Source organism: Thermaurantiacus tibetensis (assembly GCF_015354055.1).
Taxonomy (GTDB): Bacteria; Pseudomonadota; Alphaproteobacteria; order Sphingomonadales; family Sphingomonadaceae; genus Thermaurantiacus; species Thermaurantiacus tibetensis.
The window spans coordinates 359,580-378,025 of record NZ_JACHTM010000003.1 but is presented as its reverse complement, the minus strand read 5'-3'; the positions used below and the strand labels follow the sequence as shown (position 1 = coordinate 378,025).

The window sequence follows — 18,446 nt, the reverse complement described above, 5'->3', positions numbered from 1 at the left end:
ACGAGAGGGCGCGCTGCCTCGGTCAGGAGTCTCAGGCCGCACCGGGGAAGAGGAGGTCGACGCGGAGGCCGGGGGTAGCGTCGGTGAGGGTGAGGCGGGCGTCGTGGGCTGCGGCGACGGCGGCGACGAGGGCGAGGCCGAGCCCGTGGCCGGGAGTGGTGCGCGAGCGCTCGAGACGGTGGAAGCGGCGAAGCACCGCCCCCCGCTCGGCTTGCGGGATGCCGGGGCCGGTGTCGGCGACCGTCAGCTGCACGCCCTCTTCGCCCCTTGTCACCTCGACCCGCACAGATGTGCCGGGCGGGGTGTGGCGCAGCGCATTGTCGATGAGGTTGGACAGCGCCTGGCCGACGAGATCCCGGTCTCCCAGGAGCGGCACTTCGCCCGGCGGCCTCAAGAGGTCGAGCGCGTGGCCGCTCTCCTCGGCGGCCGGCGCATGGAGGTCGACGATGGTGGCGGCAAGCCCGGCGAGATCGAAGCGGGCGAAGCGCGCCCGGGCGCTGCCGGCCTCGATCCGGGCGATGTGAAGCAGCGCCTCGAAGATGCCGACTGCCCTTGCCGATTCCGCCTCGGCCCGGGCGACGAGCTCCGCCTCGGGGCCGTCTGCCGGCAGGCGGCGGCCGAGCTCCGCGAGGTGGAGGGCGATGCGCTGCACCGGGGTCTTCAGGTCATGGGCGATGTCGGCCGAGACCTGCCGGAGCGCCGCCATCGTCTCATCGAGCGCGCTGGCCATGCGGTCGACGGCGGCGGCAATCGCGCCGAGGTCGTCGGCGCGCGGCGGCTCACCGACGCGCGCGGCGAGATCGCCCGCGCCGAGGCGGGCGAGCGCCGCCTCGATCCGCGCCACCCGCCGCGCCGAGGCGAGGCCAAGCCACAGGCCCGCCGCGAGCGAGGCGAGGAGCGCCGGGGCAAGCCCGAAGAGCAGCAGGCGGCCAAACACCTCCTCGAGCTCGTGGATGGGCTCGAGGCTTTCGCCGAGTAGGAGACGGCCTCCGGCAACCGGCACCTCCCGCGTGGCATAGCCGTGGCGCGACGGCTTCCCGAAGCCGGGCGCGCGGGCGAAGCGGACGGCGCCTGCCTCGTCTTTGCCCGGGCGCAGACGGACATTGCCGAGGCTCGCGCCATCGGCTGCGACGAAGACGATCGCCCGCCGTTCCGGGTCAGAGGCGCGCGCTTCGGCTGCGACCGCCTCGGACACGTCCTCGGCCTCGTCGGGGGCGAGGAAGGGTGCAAGCCGGGCCTCGAGCGCGGCCTCGATCTGGGCCTCGAGGCTGGAGCGCATCTGCGCGAAGGCAAGCCCCAGCAGACCCGTGCCGGTGACCGCGAACAGGAGGACGAGCCCGAGCGCGAGGCGCAAGGGGGTGGCGCGCCACAGCGACCGCAGCAGGGCCGGGAGGCGCACCCGCGCTAGCCGTCGAGCCGGTAGCCGGCGCCGCGCACCGTCTGGATGAGCTCGCGGCCGAACGGCCGGTCCACCTTGGCGCGCAGCCGGCTGATGTGGGTCTCGACCACGTTGGTGCCGGGGTCGAAGCGGATGTCCCAGACGGACTCGAGGAGCATGGTCCGCGTCTGCACCCGGCCCTTGCGGCGCAGCAGATGTTCCAGCAGCGCGAACTCGCGCGGCAGGAGGTCGATCTCGACTCCAGCGCGCGTCACCCTGCGGCGCACGAGATCCATCTCGAGGTCGGCCGCGCGCAGCACCGTCTCCTCCGTGACTGCCCGGGGGCGGCGCGCGATCGCCTCGATCCGCGCCGAAAGTTCCCCGAACGCGAAGGGCTTGACGAGATAGTCGTCGCCGCCGGCCTTGAGGCCCTCGATGCGATCGTCGATTCCGCCCACCGCGGTCAGGAACAGGGCCGGGGTAAGGATCCTTGCCGCGCGCAGCGCCCGGACGAGCGACAGCCCGTCGAGACCGGGCAGCATCCGGTCGACCACCAGGATGTCGTGCCGGTCCTCCATGGCGAGCGCGAGGCCCTCGCGGCCGTCGGCGAGATGGTCCACCACATGGCCTTCCTCGCGCAGCCCGTTGGCGACGTAGGCAGCGGTCACGGGATCGTCCTCGATCAGGAGGATGCGCATGATCCCTCCGCCCGGTGGCCCGGTGGGCCGAAGTCTCCGGCTCCTCTCGTCTTTCTGGTCACGGGCGGGTGCATGGCGCCCGTTTCCGACGTCCGCCTGTCAGCGGGATTACAGGGCTGCAAGGGCGCCCCGCCATCACAGCACCCCGGCCAGCACGTTCACGACGAGCGCGAGGATGCCGAGGTTGAACAGGAAGGCAAGGAGGCCATGCACCGTCACCGCCTTGCGGATGGCACGCGAGGCGATGTCGAGGTCGGCGGTCTGGCAGGTCATGCCGATCACGAAGGCGAAATAGACGAAGTCCGCAAACAGCGGCTCGCCGCCCTCGGGGAAGAGGATGCCGCCGGCATCGCCACCATCCTTCCGGTCGTAGAAGAGATGGGCGTAGTGGAAGGCGAAGACGAGGTTGCCGAACAGCCAGGCGAGCAGGAGCGTGCCTGCGACCACGGCGAGGTCGGCCGCCGAGAGCCGCGCCCTGCCCTCGACGAGGTGACCGAGCGCGAGCAGCACGGCCACGAGCACGGCAACGGCAGTGACCAGCAGCAGCACGCGGCCGCCATCGTCGCGGGCGGCGCGCGCCCGGCCGGCATCCGGATGGTCCTCGGCCCAGAGCGGGAGCGCGCTGGCCACGAAGAGGAGCGCGGCGGCATCGAAGCCCCAGATGACGGCCTCCTCGAGCGGCAGCCACAGCAAAGCAGCCGCTGTTGCCGCCACCAGAACGCCGAGGAAGCCGAGGAACCGCGGATGCGGCAGGCTCATGCCGCGGCCACGCCGAACAGTCGGCCGACTGCCGCGGTTGCGGCCATCGCCAGCGTCCCCCAGAGGAGGACGCGCAGCGCGCCCTTCGTGCGGCGGGCCCCGCCGGCCGCCGCGCCGGCCGCGCCGAGGACGAGAAGCCCGGCAAGGGTGGCCGCAATGGTAGCCGGCAGGAGACGGGCGGCGGGCGCCAGCGCTGCCACCGCAAGCGGGAAGGCCGCGCCCGAGGCGAAGGTGAGCGCCGAGACGATGGCTGCCTGCAGCGGTGCCGCCGCCAGTGCCTCCGACATGCCGAGCTCGTCGCGCAGGTGCGCGCCGAGCGCATCGCGCGCCATCAGCTGCGCGGCAACCTGGCTGGCGAGCGCCGGCGACAGGCCGCGGTTCTCCCAGATGGCGGCAAGCTCCGCCCGCTCCGCCTCCGGGTCGGCGGCAAGCTCGGCGCGCTCGCGGGCGATGTCGGCGCGCTCGGTGTCGGCCTGCGAGCTGACCGAGACATATTCGCCGGCCGCCATCGACATGGCGCCTGCAACGAGGCCGGCAAGCCCGGCGACCAGCACCTCGCCGCGCGCGGTCCCGGCCGCCGCCACGCCGACGATGAGGCTCGCGGTCGAGACCATGCCGTCGTTCGCGCCGAGCACGGCCGCGCGCAGCCAGCCGATCCGCCCGAGCCGGTGCGCTTCCGCATGCCTTGCCCGCAGCCCCGCCCGCATCCTTGCGATCCGTCTGAACCCATGTCGCTTTCGGGCGGGATAACAGACTTTCAATCTGGCCGACAGGTGAGGACAAGCCGCGCGCGCCACTTCGTCCGCCGTGGCAGCCGCGAGCTGCGCTGCCGCAGCAGACGGGAGACAGACCATGAGGACCCTTTCGAAGACCGCGAAGATCGCGCTTGTGGCGGGCGTGGCCGCCGCGGGGCTGGGGACGGCCGGGGCCGTCGTGATGGACCGGCGCGAGGACCGCGCGAAGGAGGCCCGGCATGCGGAGGCGATGGCGGCCGCCCGCCTCTCGCTTGCCCAGGCCATCCGCGCCGCCCAGGCTGCCGCACCCGGCGCCGAGGTGGCGGAGGCGAAGTTCAAGGCCGGCAAGGGCGGGCCGCGCTACGAGTTGGAGCTTGTCCGCGGCCAGGAGGAAGTGAAGCTCTCGATCGACCTGGCGACCGGAACGGTCCTGTCGCAGCGGGTGAAGCCGCTGGGCGCGGGCGAGGAGGATGAGGAGGATGCGGCCGCGGTGCGCGGCGTCCGGCCGAGCCTCCTCGAGGCGGTCGCCGCAGCCGAGGCCAAGGGCGGCCGGGTGCTCGCCGCCGAAGTCGAGATGGAGGCCGGCCGGCCCGTCATCGCGCTCAAGGTCGCCGACAAGGCGGGACAGGTGACCGAAACGCGGCAGCCGGCAACCCGCGCCGCCGCCCGGCCGGCCACCCCCGCGCCCGCTGCTGCAGCAGCCGAGGCACCCACGGCCCCGGCGAGATGATCGCGCCAGACGCCGCCGACGCGCTCAGGCAGGCTCGCGCCCGGCAAGCAGCGGGGCGAGCAGCGGGTTCGGGAAGCGGCGCGGCAGGGTGACGGCAAGGAAGGTCTCGCGCAGGCCTGGGAGCTGCCCGGCCTCGACCAGGTCGCCCGAGCCCAGTTCGTCGCGCACGACGACCGAGGGCAGCACGGCAAGCCCGATGTCTGCGCGGGCGATGAGGCGGAGCATCGCCATGTCGTCGGCCTCGGCGGCAATTCGCGGCGCAAGCCCCATCCGCTCGGCCAGTGCGTCAAACCCGGCGCGGACGGCGGAGCCGGGGGCGGGAAGGACCAGCGGCTCGCGCGCGAGAAGGTCGGCAAGCGTCCGCCCGGTGCCGACGCGCGCCGGCGCCCCCACGAGGCTCACCGGCTGCTCCGCGATCGCGTGGAGGTGGAGGCCCCGCCCGGTCTCGGGTGGCACACGGTTCGTGAGCACCACGTCAAGCTCGAGCGCGGCGAGCTGGGCAAGCAGCACGTCCTCCGGGCCCGAGCGGATCACGACGGCGATGTCGGGGTCGAGAAGCGGCGCCCGCAGGAACTCGAGCTGGAAGTTGCGCGACAGGGTGGCGATGGCACCCACCCGCAGCACCTGCCGCCCTGCCGGCCGGCCGGCAAGGGTGGCCACCAGCTCGTCTGCGGTCGCGAAGATGGCATCGGCATGGGCAAGCGCGATCCGCCCCGCCTCGGTCAGCTGGAGCCGGCGCCCCACCCGGAGGAAGAGGTCAACCCCCAGCCGCTCCTCGAGCTGGCGCAGCTGCGCCGAGAGCGCCGGCGGCGAGAGGTTGAGCCGGGCCGCCGCAGCGGAGATTCCGCCCTCGCGGGCGATGGCATGGAACAGGCGCAGGTGGTGGAGGTTCAGGTTCATTCAAACGTTCCATATCATCTCATGATAGATTACGGAATATGTATTTCCGTCTAATTCCCTTGGCCTCTAAGCCGGCGGGCATCCCTGATCGAGGAGACGCCCGATGTCCGTGCCCCTTCTCCCCCTCGCGGCTCTGCCGCCCCTGCTCGCCGCCCTGGCCTTCGTGGCCGCGCCCGGCCGCAGGCCCGGTCGCCTGCCCGCGCTCGCCGAGGGCGCCGTCCTTGCGGCGCTCTTCCTCGCGCTCGCGGGCGCCGTGCAGGTGGCCCTTGGCGGGCCGCAGCCGGCCGGCTCCGGGCTTCTCGCCGGCGACCGGATCGCTGCAATCCTCGCCTCGCTCGTCGCCTTCATCGGGTGGGTGGTGGTGCGCTACACCCGCCGCTACCTCGATGGCGAGGCGCGCGAGGGCCGCTTCCATGGGCTGCTGCTTGCCGCGGTCGGCACGGTGCTCGCAACCGTCCAGGCCGGGTCGCTCGCGCTCCTCGTTGCGGGGCTTGCCGTCACGGGGCTTCTCGTCGAGCGGCTGCTCCGCTTCTACCCCGAACGGGCCGAGGCCGTGCGCGCGGCCCGGAAGTTCCGCCTGGCCTGGCGGACGAGCGACGCCCTGCTGCTCGGGGTGGCCGGCCTGTTCTGGGTGGCGTTCGGCACGCTCGATCTCGCTGCGCTGAGGGAAGCGGCCGCAGGCGGGCTGCCGCCGGTGGCCCAGGCGGGCGTCATGCTCGCCGCGCTTTCGGCCCTGCTGCGCACCGCGGCCTTTCCCGTCCACGGCTGGCTGACCGAGGTGATGGAAGCCCCCACGCCGGTCTCGGCCCTGCTGCACGCCGGCATCATCAACTCAGGGGGGGTGGTGCTCATTCTCCTCGCACCGCTCGTGCAGGCGAGCCCTGCTGCCATGGCAACGCTGGTGCTCGTCGGCGGCTTCTCGGCGCTCTTCGGCGCCTCGGTCATGCTGACCCAGAGTGCCGTCAAGACGGCGCTCGCCTGGTCGACCGTCGCGCAGATGGGGTTCATGCTGATGCAGTGCGGCCTGGGCCTCTGGGCGCTTGCGCTGCTCCACATCGTCGCCCACTCGCTCTACAAGGCCCATGCCTTCCTCGCCTCGGGCGGGGCGGTCATCGAGGTGCGCGACCGGCGGCGGCCCGGCCCCGTCGCCACGCCCGGCCCCATGGCGGTGACGCGGGCCTTCGCGATCGCCCTTGCCGTCTATGCCGCGGCGGCGACAGCCTCCGGCCTGGTGCTGGGGCCCAAGTCGGCGCAGGCGCTGGCCATCGGCGCCATCCTCGTGTTCGGCATCGCCTATCTGGTGGCGCAGGGCCTGGCGGATGCCGCGCCGGGCGCGCTGACGCGGCGCACCATCGCCGCCTCGGTGGCAGCAACGCTCGCCTACTTCGCCTTCCACGCGCTGGCCGAGAGCGTCGCCGGGCCGGCGCTTCCGGCTCCGCCCGTCCCCTCGCCGCTGGAGTGGGCGCTTCTTGCAGTTGCCCTCCTCTCCTTCGGTGCGGTGGCTGTGGCGCAGGCGCTCTTCCCGCTCTGGGCCCATCACCCGGCCGCCGCCGGACTCAGGGTCCACCTCGCCAACGGTCTCTACGTGAACGCGCTGCTCGATCGCCTGACCGGCGGCCTCGGCACCCGCACCGCCGCCTGACCCTCCCCACGGCGCCTGCCCGACCAAGGAGACGACCCATGCTCATCGCCCCCGACATCGCTCCCGCTGGCACCCGTGCCATCCTCGCTGCCGCCGCCCGGGCCGCTGCCGCCATCCCGCCGGCCTTCCCGCTCGATGCGACGGTCGCCGTCAACCCCTTCGTCGGCCAGGCCGGGGAGGACCTCGCGACCGCTGCGGCCAGGCTCGCGCGGGTGGGTGGTGTGCGCCCGTTCCTTGCCCGGGCCGAGCGGCGCCGGCAGATCGCCGCCGGCGAGATCGGCGAGGCGGACTTGGCCGAGGCGCTTGCAGCCTCCCCGCACCCCGGCAAGCCGGCCGATCTCGCAGCGCTCAGGGCCGCACTCGCCGCCGACCCGGCGCCTGCTGCGGCGCTCCCCACTGTCGCCGAGCTGCTCGCGCAGCACACGGGCACCGACTGGCCCGCGCTCGTCGCCCGCACCTTCGGCCTGTGGGCCGCCGGCCACTTCGACCGCGGCCAGGCGCTCTGGACTCCGGCGCCGGGGCTCGGCGCCTATGCCGCGTGGCGTGCATTCGCGACCCACGACCTCACGCCCGAGATCTTCGGCCTTGCCGGTTTCTGCGCGCATGTCGCCGCAGCTCCCGATACGCCGGAACGCGCCATCCTGCGCGCCAGCGAGCGGCTGGGCCTCTCCGAGCGCGCAGCCGAGACCGCCTTCCACCGCCTGCTCTGCGACCTCGGCGGCTGGGCGCAGCACGCGCGCTACCTCGGCTGGCAGGCCGAGCTTGCCGGCAATCGCGACGAGACGCTCGTCGAGCTGCTCGCCATCCGCCTCGTGTTCGAGGAGGCGCTCCTCGCCCAGGGTGGCGAAGCCGTGGCGGCGCAGTGGGCCAGGGTGGCTGCCGCGCATGTCGCGCCGGTCGCCCCGTCCGCGGACGACATCCTCGACGCCATTCTGCAGGAGGCAGCCGAGCGGGCCTTCCAGCGCGCGCTTGCGTCCCGGCTGGAGGCGGCCGCTGCCGCGCGCACGGGCGTGCCCGCTGCGCCGCCCGCCCCGTGGATGGCAGCGGTCTTCTGCATCGACGTCCGTTCCGAGCCGTTCCGGCGGGCGCTCGAGGGCCTCGATCCCGGCATCGAGACGCGCGGCTTCGCCGGTTTCTTCGGCCTGCCGCTCGCCCACCGCGAGCCGGGCTCGACGCTTGCCGACGCGCATCTGCCCGTGCTGCTGACGCCGGGTCTTTCGAGCAGGCCGGCGCTCGATGCCCCAACCGAGTCGCGGCTGTTCATCGCGGCGCGCGCGCGGCGGGCCTGGGGCCGGTTCCGCCAGGCCGCCGTCTCCTCCTTCGCCTTCGTCGAGGCGGCCGGGGTCGCCTATGCCGGCAAGCTCATCGCCGGAAGCCTCGGCCGCCGCGCGACCGCAGCACCCGCGCCTGCTCCGCGGCCGACCGTGCCCCTTTCGGCGGACGCGAAGGCGGAGACGGCTGCTGCCGTGCTCGGCGCCATGTCCTGGCACGGCGGCTGGCCGCCGCTCGTGCTGCTGCTGGGGCACGGCGCCAGCGTCACCAACAACCCGCATGAGAGTGCCTACCACTGCGGGGCCTGTGGCGGTCACACCGGGGAGGCCTCGGCGCGGCTCTTGGCGGCGCTCCTCAACGACCCGGAGACCCGCGCTGGGCTTGCCGCGCGCGGCCTTGCCATCCCCGAGGGCACGCTGTTCGTGGGCGGCCTCCATGACACCACGACCGACCGGGTGACCCTCTTTGCCGAGGACAGCGGCGCCCCCGAGCGCACCGACCTCGCCCGCGCGCGGGACCTGCTGGCCGAGGCCGGGGCGCTGGCCCGGGCCGAGCGGGCGCCGCGCCTTCCGGGCGCGAGTGCCGCCACGCTCGCGCGGCGGGCGCGGGACTGGGCCGAGGTCCGGCCCGAATGGGGTCTTGCGGGTTGCGCCGCCTTCGTCGCCGCCCCGCGCGAGGCAACCGCAGGACTTGCGCTCGACGGCCGGGCCTTCCTTCACTGCTATGACTGGTCGCGCGACACCGGGTTCGGCACGCTCGAGCTCATCCTGACCGCGCCCGTCGTCGTCGCCAGCTGGATCAGCCTCCAGTATTATGGCTCGTCGGTTGCACCGGACCTGTTCGGCAGCGGCAACAAGCTCCTGCACAACGTGGTGGGCGGCATCGGCGTGCTCGAGGGCAATGGCGGGCGGCTGCGCGCGGGGCTTCCGTGGCAGGCCGTCCACGATGGCGAGCGTTTGGTCCATCCGCCGCTCCGGCTCTCGGTGCTGGTCGAGGCGCCGAGGGACGCCATCCTCGGCGTGCTCGCCCGCCATCCGGAAGTCGCAACGCTCTTCGACCAGGGCTGGCTTCACCTGTTCGCGCTCGAGGGCGGCCGGGTCGCTGCCCGCTACCGCCCGGGCGGCGCGTGGGAGGCCGCGGGCGATGCCGGCCTCCGGACACGGGAGGGGCGGACGGCGGCAGCCGCCTGAGCCGGCGCGGCCTCAGTCCTCCAGCCAGAGGGCATGGGCATCGATGCGCAGCAGCGTCAGCGCCCGCCACGCCGCTGCGCGCGCCCGCGTCTCGGCGAGCTCGGCCTCGAGCGCCGCGCGCTCGGCAAGGAGACGGTCGGCGAGATCGACTCCGCCGAGCGCGTGGCCGCGGGCGAGGCGCGCTGCCACCTCGCGCGCGCGGGCGCTGGCGTCGGCCGAGGCGGCAGCGGCGGCAAGGGCCGCTTCGGCCTCCAGGCGCGCTGCTGCCGCCATCGCCTCGACGTCGCGGCGCGCGCTGGCCAGCTCGGCTGCGGCCGCGCTGCTCAGCGCAGCCCGGCGCTCGGCCTCGGCCCGGCGCGACGGGCCACCGAAGGGGACGCTCACGAGCAGACCCACGCCGCGCTCGGTGCCGCCCTGCTCGGAGAAGCCGCGCAGCCCGAAGGAGGGGTCGGGGAGACGGTCCCGCCGCGCCCGCTCCGCCTCGGCCTCGGCCAGGCGGCGCTCGGCCTCGAGCGCTCCGAGCTCGTGGCTGACCTCGGCGATGCGGCCGGCCAGCGCCACGAGTTCGGACCGCGATGCCTCGGGCAGGGGCAGGCCGGGCGCATCGGCGGGCAGGGGCAGGCCGGGAAAGCGCGCCGCAAGCGCGGCGCGGGCAGCCCGCGCCCGGCCTTCCGCGAGCAGCCGTTCGGCTGACGCGGCCGCTCGCGCCGCGGCCGCGCGCCCGGCATCGAGCGCAGGCGCGTCGCGGAGCGCCACCTGGCGCTCAAGCCCGGCCTGGGCTTTGGCCAGCGTGGCTTCCGCGCCGGCGAGCACCCGCGCCTCGGCCTCCGCGGTGACCCAGTCGAGCCACAGGCCGGCGAGCAGCCGGGCCGCCAGGTGGCGGGCGTCTTCGGCGCGGTTCCCGGCGGCGTCCACGAGCGCGTCGGCCGCAGCCCGGTCCAGCCGGGCCTTGCCGTTGATGCGGACCGCGCGGCTGACCTCAAGCCCGAACTCCGGCACCGCGTCGCCCTGAGCGAGGCTCCGGCGCACGAGGCTGGCAGACGCCTGGAAGGCGTGCGGGCCGGCGGCGCGGGCCCGGCCCTCGGCCACGGCAGCGTCGCGGCGGTCCTCTGCCGCCAGCACTGCGGGATGTTCGGCGATGGCCGCGCGTGCGGCCTCGGCGGGCGGCAGCGGAGAGTCGGCCAGGGCCGGCGCGGCTGCCGCAAACAGGACGAACAGGGCAAGCGGCCCTGGCATCAGCCCTCCATCGCCCGCGCGCGGTCCTCCGCCCCCTCGCCGAACCTGAGGTAGAGGAGCGGCAGCAGCACGAGCGTGAGGAGCGTGGCCGTCACCAGGCCGCCGACGACGACGATGGCAAGCGGCCGCTGGATCTCGGAGCCGGGCCCGGTGGCGGCCAAGAGCGGCATCAGGCCGAAGGCGGCGATCGAGGCAGTCATCAGCACCGGGCGCAGCCGCCGCTTCGCGCCCGAGACCACGGCCTCGCCGAGCGGCAGCCCCTCTTCGCGCAGGTGGCGGATGTGGCTGACGAGGACGAGCCCGTTGAGCACAGCAATCCCGAGCAGCGCGATGAACCCGACCGAGGCCGGAACCGAGAGATATTCGCCCGAGGTCCACAGTGCGAGGATGCCCCCCACCAGCGCGAAAGGGACCATGAGCAGGATGAGGATGGCCGGCCTGAGCGCGCCGAAGGTGGCGTAGAGCAGCAGGAAGATGAGCGCGAGCGCCGCCGGGACGACGATGGCAAGGCGGGCGGCGGCGCGCTGCTGGTTCTCGAACTGCCCGCCCCAGGCGAGGCGCACGCCTTCGGGCAGGGGCACGTCGGCTGCGACGCGCGCCTGCGCCTCCGTCACGAAGCCGACGAGGTCGCGCCCCCCGACGAACGCCTGGACGAGGGCGAAGCGCGAGCCGCCCTCGTGCTCGAGCCGGGCCGGACCTTCGGTTGGCGCAATCCGGGCGACGTCGCCGGGACGGACCAGCGTGCCCGATGCGGTCGCCAGCGGCTGGCCGGCCAGCGTCGCGGCATCGGTCCCGGGGCCGCGTACGAGAATCGGCACGCGGCGCAGCCCCTCGGTGACCACGCCCGCCGGCACGCCCTCGACGGCAAGCCGCAGCGCCTGCTGCAGCTCCTCGGCGGTGATCCCGGCGCGGCCGGCAGCGAGCCGGTCGACGTCGATGGACAGATAGTCGACCGTGTCGGCGGCGCGCGTGATGACGTCGGTCGCGCCGGGCACGCCTGCCACCACCGTCGCGATCCGGGTCGCAAGCGCGGCTAGCTCTCCGAGATCGGGCCCGAAGATGCGCAGCGCGAGATCGCCGCGCGCGCCGGTCAGCATTTCGGAGACCCGCATCTCGATCGGCTGGGTGAAGCCAGGCTCGATGCCGGGGTGCGCGGCCAGCGCCCGGCGCAGCTCGCCCACGAGCCAGCTCTTGTCGGGCCGGCGCCACCCCTCGCGGGGCTTCAGCACGAGGAAACTGTCGGTCTCGTTGAGGCCCATGGGGTCGAGCCCGATCTCGTCGGAGCCGACCCGGGCGACGATGGCCGTCACTTCCGGCACCGCCTCGAGGATGGTCCGCTGGACGGCGAGATCGCCGGCGATGCTGTGGGCAAGGCCGATCGACGGATCCTTGGTGAGCTGGACGAGCACGGTGCCTTCGTCGAGGGTGGGCAGGAACGACTTGCCCACCCGCGCGTAGGCCACGACTGCAAGGGCAAGGGCAGCCACTGCGACGGCGGCGACCGGAGCGGGCCTGCGAATCGCGAACGCAAGCGCCCGGTCGTAGGCGGGGGCGATCTGCCGCATGAGCCAGGGCTGGTGGTGCGCCTCGCCCGGCGGCGGGCTTCCAAGGCCGAGGCTCGCGAGCACCGGCACCAGGGTCAGCGCCAGCAGGAGGGAGGAGGCGAGCGCCATCACGATGGTGAGCGCGACGGGGGCGAAGAGCCGTCCCTCGAGACCCTCGAGCGTGAGGAGCGGCAGGAAGACGAGGATGATGATGGCAATCCCCGAGACGACGGGCTGGATGACCTCCGAGGTTGCGACGAGCACCTGGTTGAGCCGCCCGGTGCCCTGGTGGCGCGCGTCGGACAGGCGTTCGACGATGTTCTCCACCACGACCACCGCGCCATCGACGAGGAGCCCTATGGCGATCGCGAGCCCGCCGAGGCTCATGAGGTTGGCCGAAAGGCCGAAGGCCTTCATGAGGATGAAGGTGAGAAGCGCGGCCATCGGCAGCGCGGCGGTCACGATGAGGGCGGCGCGGACTTCGCCGAGGAACAGGAAGAGCAGCAGCACGACGAGGATCGAGGCCTCGACAAGCGCGCGCTCGACCGTGGCGACGGCGCGGGAGATGAGATCGGAGCGGTCGTAGAAGGGCAAGACCCGCACGCCCGGCGGCAGCGCGGGCGCGAGCTCCACCAGCCGGGCCTTGACCCCGGCCACCACTTCGGCGGCGTTGGCGCCTCTCAGGCCGATGACGATCCCCTGCACCGCCTCGGCCTGGCGGATGGTGCCGTCCTCGCCGCGCACCGAGCGGGTGACCGCCCCCTGCCGGGTGAGCGCGCCCATGCGCACCTCGGCGACATCCCCCACCCGGACGATCCTGCCGTCGACCGTGCGCACCGGCACGGCGGCAAGATCCTCGAGGCGGCGGATGGCAGCGGTTGCCCGTACCACCAGCGCGAACTCGCCATCGGCAACCCGGCCGGCGCCGTCGTTGCGGTTGGCCGCCTCGATCGTGCGCAAGAGCTCGGCCACCGGGATTCGTGCGGCGGCCAGCGCCTCCATGCGCGGCGTGACGAGAAAGGCTTCCACCTCGCCGCCGAGCGCGTTGACGTCGGCAACCCCGGGCACCGTGCGGAGCGCCGGCCGGATGGTCCAGTCGAGAAGCCGCCGCTTCTCCGCCAGCGACAGCGGCCCCTCGATCGTGAACATGAACATGTCGGAGAGCGGCGTGGAGATGGGCGCGAGCCCGCCCTCGACACCGGCCGGCAGCCCCGCCGCGGCGAAGCGTTCGGCCACCTGCTGGCGCGCCCAGTAGATGTCGGTTGCCTCGGAGAAGTCGATGGTGATGTCGGCCAGCCCCACCTTGGCGATCGAGCGCAGCTCGCGCTGGCCGGGGATGCCGAGAAGTTCCTGCTCGAGCGGCACGATCACGCGCGCCTCGACCTCCTCGGGGGTGAGCCCGGGGGCCTTCAGGATCAGCTTCACCTGGGTGGGCGAGATGTCGGGAAAGGCGTCGATGGGAAGGGTGCGGAACGCCCAGACTCCAAGCCCGGCCAGCGCCAGCGCCAGGCCGAGGACGGCGAGCCGCTGGACGAGCGCGATCGCGACGAGCCGGCGCAGCATGGCCTTACTGCCCGGCGGCCGCGCGCAGTTCGGGCAGGTTCGAGACTGCGACCCGCTCGCCGGCCGTCAGCCCCTCGAGGAGGAGCGCAACCCCCCCGGCGCGGGTGGCCACTGCAACCGGCCGGGGCCGGAAGCCGTTCTCGGTTGCCACGAACACGATGTCGCGTCCGCCGTCGCGCACCACGGCCTCGGCCGGCACGGCGACGGCCCCCGGCCCGGCGGGAGCAAGGATGGTCGCTTCCACGCTGCTGCCCGGAAGCAGACCCGGCGCCGACCCGAGCCGGGCCATGGCGGTGACCGCGCGGGCCGACGGATCGAGGCTGGGGGCGACCGAGACGATCTGCCCCCGTATCCCGTTCGCGACCTCGACCGCCATGCCTGGCCGCACCCGGCCGGCGAGCGCCTCGGCCAGCTGCAGTGCGAGAAGCACCTCCCCGCGGCGCTCGATGAGGAACAGGGCGCTGCCGGTGTCGGCGGGTGCGCCGGCGGTGGTGCCCACATGGGCCACGCGGCCGGCGATGGGAGAGATGAGCCGCACCGTGCCATCCGCCCCGGCATGCGCCCGCGCCTGGGAGCGGGCGGCAAGCTCCCGCTCCGCCCGGGCCGATGCGAGCCCTGCCTCGGCCTCGTCGAGGCGGGCGGCCGCCACGATCCCCTCCTCGACCAGCTGGCGCAGCCGCCGGACATCGGCTTCGGCCAGCCGCACGCGCGCCTCGGCCCGGGCGCGGTCGGCGGCGAAGGCGAGGGCCTCCCGGCTCTCGAGCAGCGCAAGCGTGGCCCCGGCGGCGACGTCCTGGCCCTCGATCACGCGGAGCTCGCGCACGAGCCCCGCAACCGGTGCGGCAACCGCCACCCGGGCGTCGGGCGGAAGCGTCACCATCGCCGGCACGCGGGCCAGCGGCGCCGCCTCGGCAGGGGTTGCGGGCGCGGTGCGGGGCGCGGCCGGCTTCGGCGCGGGCGGGGTTGCGGTCTCGGCCCCGTTTCCGCAGGCGGCAAGCAGGAGAAGGAGCAGGATGGTGCCGAGGCGCATGACTTGCGCCCTGCCGCGGGACTCTTGCACGAGGCTGACAGCCTGTCAGGAAGCTGCAAGGATGGCGCGAGACGGCAGCGGCGGACACGGGAGAAGCGATGCGCATCCTGCTGGTCGAGGACGACCCCGATCTCGGGCCGCGGCTCGCGCGCAGGCTCGCCGAGGCGGGCCTCGCTGTCGACCATGCGCGCGACGGCCTCGAAGCGGCGGACTGGCCGGATCTCGGAGCGATCGCGGTCGTCGTGCTCGACCTCGGGCTTCCGGGCCGCTCGGGGCTCGACGTGCTCAAGGGATGGCGGAGCGCTGGGCTTGCCGTTCCCGTCATCGTGCTCACCGCGCGCGGCAGCTGGCAGGAGAAGGTTGAGGGGCTGGAAGCCGGCGCCGACGACTTCGTGGTAAAGCCGGTCAGAAGCGAGGAACTGGTGGCCCGCATCCATGCGCAGGTCCGCCGAAGCCAGCAGGCGGGCGCGCCGGTCATCCGCTGCGGCCCCTTCGCGCTCGACCCGATCGCCCGCACGGTCACGCGCGATGGGCAGCCGCTTCTCCTCTCGGCGCGCGAATACCGGCTTCTCGAGCTGTTCCTGCGCCGGCCAGGCCATGTGCTGGCACCCGCCGATCTCCTCGAGCGGCTCTACCCGCTCGCCGAGACGCCCGACCTCAACACGCTCGAGGTGCAGGTCTCGCGGCTGCGGCGGAAGATCGGGCGGGAGGCCATCCGCACCGTGCGCGGCCTCGGCTACCGGTTCGAGCCCTGATGCGCCTGCCCGCGCGCGGCAGCCTGCGCCTCCGGTTCCTTGCCGGCCTGCTGGCCTGGGTCGGCCTCGGCCTGCTCCTGGTGGGGCTTGGCGCCTCGCGGCTGTTCCATGCTCATGTCGAGGCGCAGTTCCACGACGAGCTCGAAGTCCACCTCGAGGAGCTTGCCGCGCTCACCCGGCTCGATTCCGAAGGCCGGCCGGTGCTCGAGCGGCCGCTCTCCGACCCGCGCTATGCCATTCCCGGCTCCGGCTTCTACTGGCAGGTGGAGCGCCATGGTCGGCCGCCGCTCAGGTCGCCCTCGCTCGGCCCCGCCGGCCGGCTCGACCCCGAACTTGCCCACCAGCCCGAGATCCTCCACCGGCTCGCTCCCGGGCCGACGGGCCCGACGATGACCTACGGCGTCATGCGGAAGGCAGCCGATGGCGGGCCCGACCTGCACTTCGTGATCGCGACCGACCGCCGCCATCTCGACTCGGTGGTCGGCGCCTTCGACGCCGATCTCGCCCGCTGGCTCGGCCTGCTCGCGGTCGTCCTCCTGGGCTCGGCCCTGCTGCTGCTGGCCTGGACGCTCAAGCCGCTCGACCGGCTGGCCGGGGCCGTCGCGCGGGTCCGCAGCGGGGCTGCACGCCGGGTCGGTGCCGACTGGCCTGCCGAGATCCGGCCGCTGGCCGCCGAGCTTGACGAGGCGCTCGCCGCCAGCGAGGCGCGCGTGGCGCGCGCCCGGCTGGAGGCGGGCAACCTCGCCCATGGGCTTCGCACCTCGCTTGCGATCCTCGCCGATGAAGCGGAGGACCTGATGCGCGGACCGGCCGGCGCCTCGGCGGCAGCCGTGCTGGGCCAGTGCCGCACCATGGCCCGGCAGCTCGACTGGCACCTGGCCCGTGCCCGCGCCGGTGCCCCGCGCGGCGGGCAGACCGAGGTCGGGGCTGCCATCGTGCCCATCGTGGCGGCGATGGCGCGGCTTCACGGCCAGCGGAGCGTTTCCTTCCGTCTCGAGCCGGGGCCGGCCGCCGTCGCTGCAATCGATACCGAGGATTTCGCCGAGATCGTCTCGAACCTCCTCGACAACGCCGGCAAGTGGGCACGCGCCGAGGTGACGACGACATGGGCGCTCGAGGGGGGCGCGGTCGCGATCGCCGTCACCGACGACGGTCCGGGCATTCCGCCTGCAGCGCGGGAGGGGCTGTTTGCGCCCGGCGCCCGGCTCGACGAGCAGGTCCCCGGCCATGGCCTCGGTCTTGCGATCGCGCAGGATCTCGCCCTGCGTGTGGGCGGCGCGGTCAGCCTCGACGACCGCGCGGATGGCCGCTCCGGCCTCGTCGCCCGCGTCACCCTTCCCGTCGCCGCCTGACCGGCGCGAACCGGGCCGCGGCCCGTGGCATGCTGGCAGATGCGGCACTGTTCCCCATGAACGCGTGACCGGCGGCGACTGGGCGACGCAAGGTCCGGCGCTCGTGCCGCCGGGCCGGAAGACACCGTTGCGAATCGCGCGGCCAGATGGATAATCGTTAACAACGAAGTGGCCTCCCCGGCCCGTGGTCGCGCCCCTTGCCCTCTGATCGCGCGAGTGCGTGGCCATGCTGCAGCCGGCCGTCGGGATCCTCGGGAACAGTGCGGTGATGGTCGAGCTTCGGGCGTGGCTGCCGAAGGTGGCCCGCTCGTCGGCGAGCGTGCTCGTCACCGGCGAGACCGGAACGGGAAAGGAGCGGGTGGCGAGGGCCATTCACGCCCTTTCGCCTCGCGCGGGCGGGCCCTTCGTCGCCTTGAACTGCGCGGCGCTTCCCGAAGCGCTCGTCGAGTCGGAACTGTTCGGCCACGAGCGCGGGGCCTTTACCGGGGCCGTGCAGCGCGCCAGCGGGCGCATGGTGGACGCCGACGGAGGCACGCTGTTCCTCGACGAGATCGGCGACATGGCGCTTGCCGTCCAGGCCAAGCTGCTGCGGGCGCTCGAACAGCGGGAGGTTCGCCCGCTCGGCGCCAGCCGGACCCGAGCGGTCGACATCCGCATCGTGGCTGCCACGCACCAGCCGCTCGAGGCGCTCGTTTCGGAAGGGCGGTTTCGGGCCGATCTCTACTACCGCCTGAACGTGGCGGTCATCGCGCTGCCGCCGCTCCGGGAGCGGCCGGAGGACGTGCCCCTGCTGCTCGAGGCCGCGCTGGCCGCCGTGCGCGCCCGCACCGGCTGCACCATCGGGCCGCCGGACCCGGAACTCCTTGCCTGCCTCGTTGCGCACGACTGGCCCGGCAACGTGCGGGAGCTCTTCAACCTCGCCGAGGCCATCGCGATCGATCCGCCGGCCGGGCGGATCTGCATGCGGCACCTGCCGCCCTTCTGGCGGCACCGGCTGGAGCGCGCGGGTACGGCGATCACGACCGAGCGCGACCGGCTGGTGGCTGCGCTCTCGCAGGCGCGCTGGAACAAGGCGGAGGCGGCCAAGGCGCTCAACTGGTCCCGCATGACGCTCTACCGCAAGCTCGAACGCTACCGGATCGAGAGACCGCAGACCTGAGTGTCGCGCTGTGACAGCGAGAGCGGGCAGCTGTGACGGCCTGATGCGACACCCGCGCCCCGGGCCAGCCCTGCCTCCAGTCGCAACGGCCTGATTCCGCTTCGAAACCTTCCGCCGCGCGGACCTGGCACGCGGCTTGCTCCGGCAGAAGCGATGGCCGAACCCGATCCTTCCACCCGACGCCGGCTGGCGACTTATGCGAACTACTGCGAGGTCGCGCACAACGCCTTCGAGTTCCTGCTCGACTACGGCCAGGTGCGGCCCGACGGCAGCGGCATCGAGTTCCACACGCGGATCGTGGCCGGCCCGGTTCCGGCGAAGCTCTTCCTGCGCCTGCTCGCCGACTCCGTCGCCCGCTTCGAAGCCGATCACGGGCCCATCCCCGACCCGGGCGAGACCGATGCCCTCGCCCTGCTGCTCGCGGCCACCCCTGACTTCGAGGCGCGCGCGATCGAGGCCCGCCAGCGTCCCGCCCCCCGTTCCGATCCGGAGGAGAGCTAGTCC

The 18,446-nt window shown here is 73.9% G+C and carries 15 protein-coding genes; 7 read left to right on the top strand and 8 right to left on the bottom strand.

Translation table 11 applies throughout. The annotated features are described in order from the left end of the window. Positions 1 to 31: 31 nt before the first annotated feature. The 4 genes from H3H34_RS10400 to H3H34_RS10385 form a co-directional block, all read right to left on the bottom strand. Positions 32 to 1,399 carry a sensor histidine kinase gene (locus tag H3H34_RS10400; RefSeq protein WP_194745202.1) on the bottom strand — a complete coding sequence of 456 codons (1,368 nt, stop codon included), beginning with the start codon at positions 1,397 to 1,399 and terminating at the stop codon, positions 32 to 34. A 5-nt stretch (positions 1,400 to 1,404) separates the two neighbouring features. Then, positions 1,405 to 2,076: a winged helix-turn-helix domain-containing protein gene (locus H3H34_RS10395; RefSeq protein ID WP_194745201.1), complete on the bottom strand. Its 672-nt coding sequence runs from the start codon at positions 2,074 to 2,076 to the stop codon at positions 1,405 to 1,407. A 135-nt stretch (positions 2,077 to 2,211) separates the two neighbouring features. Further along, positions 2,212 to 2,835 carry a DUF1345 domain-containing protein gene (locus tag H3H34_RS10390; RefSeq protein ID WP_194745200.1) on the bottom strand — a complete coding sequence of 208 codons (624 nt, stop codon included), beginning with the start codon at positions 2,833 to 2,835 and terminating at the stop codon, positions 2,212 to 2,214. Then, on the bottom strand, positions 2,832 to 3,542 hold the full coding sequence (locus tag H3H34_RS10385; RefSeq protein ID WP_194745199.1) for a VIT1/CCC1 transporter family protein: 711 nt from the start codon (positions 3,540 to 3,542) through the stop codon (positions 2,832 to 2,834). The genes H3H34_RS10390 and H3H34_RS10385 overlap by 4 nt, the downstream gene beginning before the upstream one ends. 145 nt (positions 3,543 to 3,687) lie before the next feature. On the opposite strand from H3H34_RS10385, the gene H3H34_RS10380 reads away from it, so the two are divergent. Beyond that, a complete protein-coding gene (locus H3H34_RS10380; protein ID WP_194745198.1) occupies positions 3,688 to 4,299 on the top strand; it encodes a PepSY domain-containing protein in 612 nt (203 codons plus the stop codon). Positions 4,300 to 4,323: 24 nt separating this feature from the next. On the opposite strand, the gene H3H34_RS10375 is transcribed toward H3H34_RS10380, so the two are convergent. After that, the gene (locus tag H3H34_RS10375; protein WP_194745197.1) at positions 4,324 to 5,199 is read right to left on the bottom strand and encodes a LysR family transcriptional regulator; all 876 of its coding nucleotides are present in this window, start codon (positions 5,197 to 5,199) and stop codon (positions 4,324 to 4,326) included. Positions 5,200 to 5,302: 103 nt separating this feature from the next. Between H3H34_RS10375 and H3H34_RS10370 the strand changes: the two genes are divergently transcribed. Together H3H34_RS10370 and H3H34_RS10365 are read left to right on the top strand one after the other, a co-directional pair. Continuing rightward, positions 5,303 to 6,841, top strand: coding sequence for a proton-conducting transporter transmembrane domain-containing protein (locus tag H3H34_RS10370; RefSeq protein ID WP_194745196.1), 1,539 nt, complete (start codon positions 5,303 to 5,305; stop codon positions 6,839 to 6,841). Between the two features lie 38 nt (positions 6,842 to 6,879). Beyond that, complete coding sequence (locus H3H34_RS10365; RefSeq protein ID WP_194745195.1) at positions 6,880 to 9,303, top strand: YbcC family protein; 2,424 nt, start codon at positions 6,880 to 6,882, stop codon at positions 9,301 to 9,303. A gap of 12 nt (positions 9,304 to 9,315) precedes the next feature. Here H3H34_RS10365 and H3H34_RS10360 read toward each other — a convergent pair whose 3' ends face one another. Genes H3H34_RS10360 through H3H34_RS10350 form a run of 3 tightly spaced genes read right to left on the bottom strand, consistent with a single transcriptional unit; the run spans position 9,316 to position 14,676 of the window. Beyond that, positions 9,316 to 10,539 (bottom strand): TolC family protein, encoded by a 1,224-nt coding sequence (locus H3H34_RS10360; protein WP_194745194.1) that lies wholly within the window; start codon positions 10,537 to 10,539, stop codon positions 9,316 to 9,318. Then, positions 10,539 to 13,646 carry an efflux RND transporter permease subunit gene (locus H3H34_RS10355; protein ID WP_194745193.1) on the bottom strand — a complete coding sequence of 1,036 codons (3,108 nt, stop codon included), beginning with the start codon at positions 13,644 to 13,646 and terminating at the stop codon, positions 10,539 to 10,541. Before H3H34_RS10355 ends, H3H34_RS10360 begins: the two co-directional genes overlap by 1 nt. A 4-nt stretch (positions 13,647 to 13,650) precedes the next feature. Continuing rightward, the gene (locus tag H3H34_RS10350) at positions 13,651 to 14,676 is read right to left on the bottom strand and encodes an efflux RND transporter periplasmic adaptor subunit (protein WP_194745192.1); all 1,026 of its coding nucleotides are present in this window, start codon (positions 14,674 to 14,676) and stop codon (positions 13,651 to 13,653) included. Positions 14,677 to 14,774: 98 nt separating this feature from the next. On the opposite strand from H3H34_RS10350, the gene H3H34_RS10345 reads away from it, so the two are divergent. The 4 genes from H3H34_RS10345 (at position 14,775) to H3H34_RS10330 (ending at position 18,443) form a co-directional block, all read left to right on the top strand. Next, positions 14,775 to 15,431: a response regulator transcription factor gene (locus tag H3H34_RS10345; RefSeq protein ID WP_194745191.1), complete on the top strand. Its 657-nt coding sequence runs from the start codon at positions 14,775 to 14,777 to the stop codon at positions 15,429 to 15,431. Next, positions 15,431 to 16,783: a sensor histidine kinase gene (locus H3H34_RS10340; protein WP_194745190.1), complete on the top strand. Its 1,353-nt coding sequence runs from the start codon at positions 15,431 to 15,433 to the stop codon at positions 16,781 to 16,783. The genes H3H34_RS10345 and H3H34_RS10340 overlap by 1 nt, the downstream gene beginning before the upstream one ends. Before the next feature lie 226 nt (positions 16,784 to 17,009). Further along, positions 17,010 to 17,942, top strand: a complete 933-nt coding sequence (locus tag H3H34_RS10335; RefSeq protein ID WP_194745189.1) for a sigma-54 interaction domain-containing protein — start codon at positions 17,010 to 17,012, stop codon at positions 17,940 to 17,942. A gap of 153 nt (positions 17,943 to 18,095) precedes the next feature. Then, positions 18,096 to 18,443: a DUF3467 domain-containing protein gene (locus tag H3H34_RS10330; protein WP_194745188.1), complete on the top strand. Its 348-nt coding sequence runs from the start codon at positions 18,096 to 18,098 to the stop codon at positions 18,441 to 18,443. Positions 18,444 to 18,446 lie beyond the last annotated feature (3 nt).

Bases quoted from the DNA above. Each gene is read 5' to 3' on its own strand.
- H3H34_RS10395 (WP_194745201.1), bottom strand. From the start codon at position 2,076: ATGCGCATCCTCCTGATCGAGGACGATCCCGTGACCGCTGCCTACGTC.
- H3H34_RS10390 (WP_194745200.1), bottom strand. From the start codon at position 2,835: ATGAGCCTGCCGCATCCGCGGTTCCTCGGCTTCCTCGGCGTTCTGGTG.
- H3H34_RS10385 (WP_194745199.1), bottom strand. From the start codon at position 3,542: ATGCGGGCGGGGCTGCGGGCAAGGCATGCGGAAGCGCACCGGCTCGGG.
- H3H34_RS10380 (WP_194745198.1), top strand. From the start codon at position 3,688: ATGAGGACCCTTTCGAAGACCGCGAAGATCGCGCTTGTGGCGGGCGTG.
- H3H34_RS10375 (WP_194745197.1), bottom strand. From the start codon at position 5,199: ATGAACCTGAACCTCCACCACCTGCGCCTGTTCCATGCCATCGCCCGC.
- H3H34_RS10370 (WP_194745196.1), top strand. From the start codon at position 5,303: ATGTCCGTGCCCCTTCTCCCCCTCGCGGCTCTGCCGCCCCTGCTCGCC.
- H3H34_RS10365 (WP_194745195.1), top strand. From the start codon at position 6,880: ATGCTCATCGCCCCCGACATCGCTCCCGCTGGCACCCGTGCCATCCTC.
- H3H34_RS10360 (WP_194745194.1), bottom strand. From the start codon at position 10,539: ATGCCAGGGCCGCTTGCCCTGTTCGTCCTGTTTGCGGCAGCCGCGCCG.
- H3H34_RS10355 (WP_194745193.1), bottom strand. From the start codon at position 13,646: ATGCTGCGCCGGCTCGTCGCGATCGCGCTCGTCCAGCGGCTCGCCGTC.
- H3H34_RS10350 (WP_194745192.1), bottom strand. From the start codon at position 14,676: ATGCGCCTCGGCACCATCCTGCTCCTTCTCCTGCTTGCCGCCTGCGGA.
- H3H34_RS10345 (WP_194745191.1), top strand. From the start codon at position 14,775: ATGCGCATCCTGCTGGTCGAGGACGACCCCGATCTCGGGCCGCGGCTC.
- H3H34_RS10340 (WP_194745190.1), top strand. From the start codon at position 15,431: ATGCGCCTGCCCGCGCGCGGCAGCCTGCGCCTCCGGTTCCTTGCCGGC.
- H3H34_RS10335 (WP_194745189.1), top strand. From the start codon at position 17,010: ATGCTGCAGCCGGCCGTCGGGATCCTCGGGAACAGTGCGGTGATGGTC.
- H3H34_RS10330 (WP_194745188.1), top strand. From the start codon at position 18,096: ATGGCCGAACCCGATCCTTCCACCCGACGCCGGCTGGCGACTTATGCG.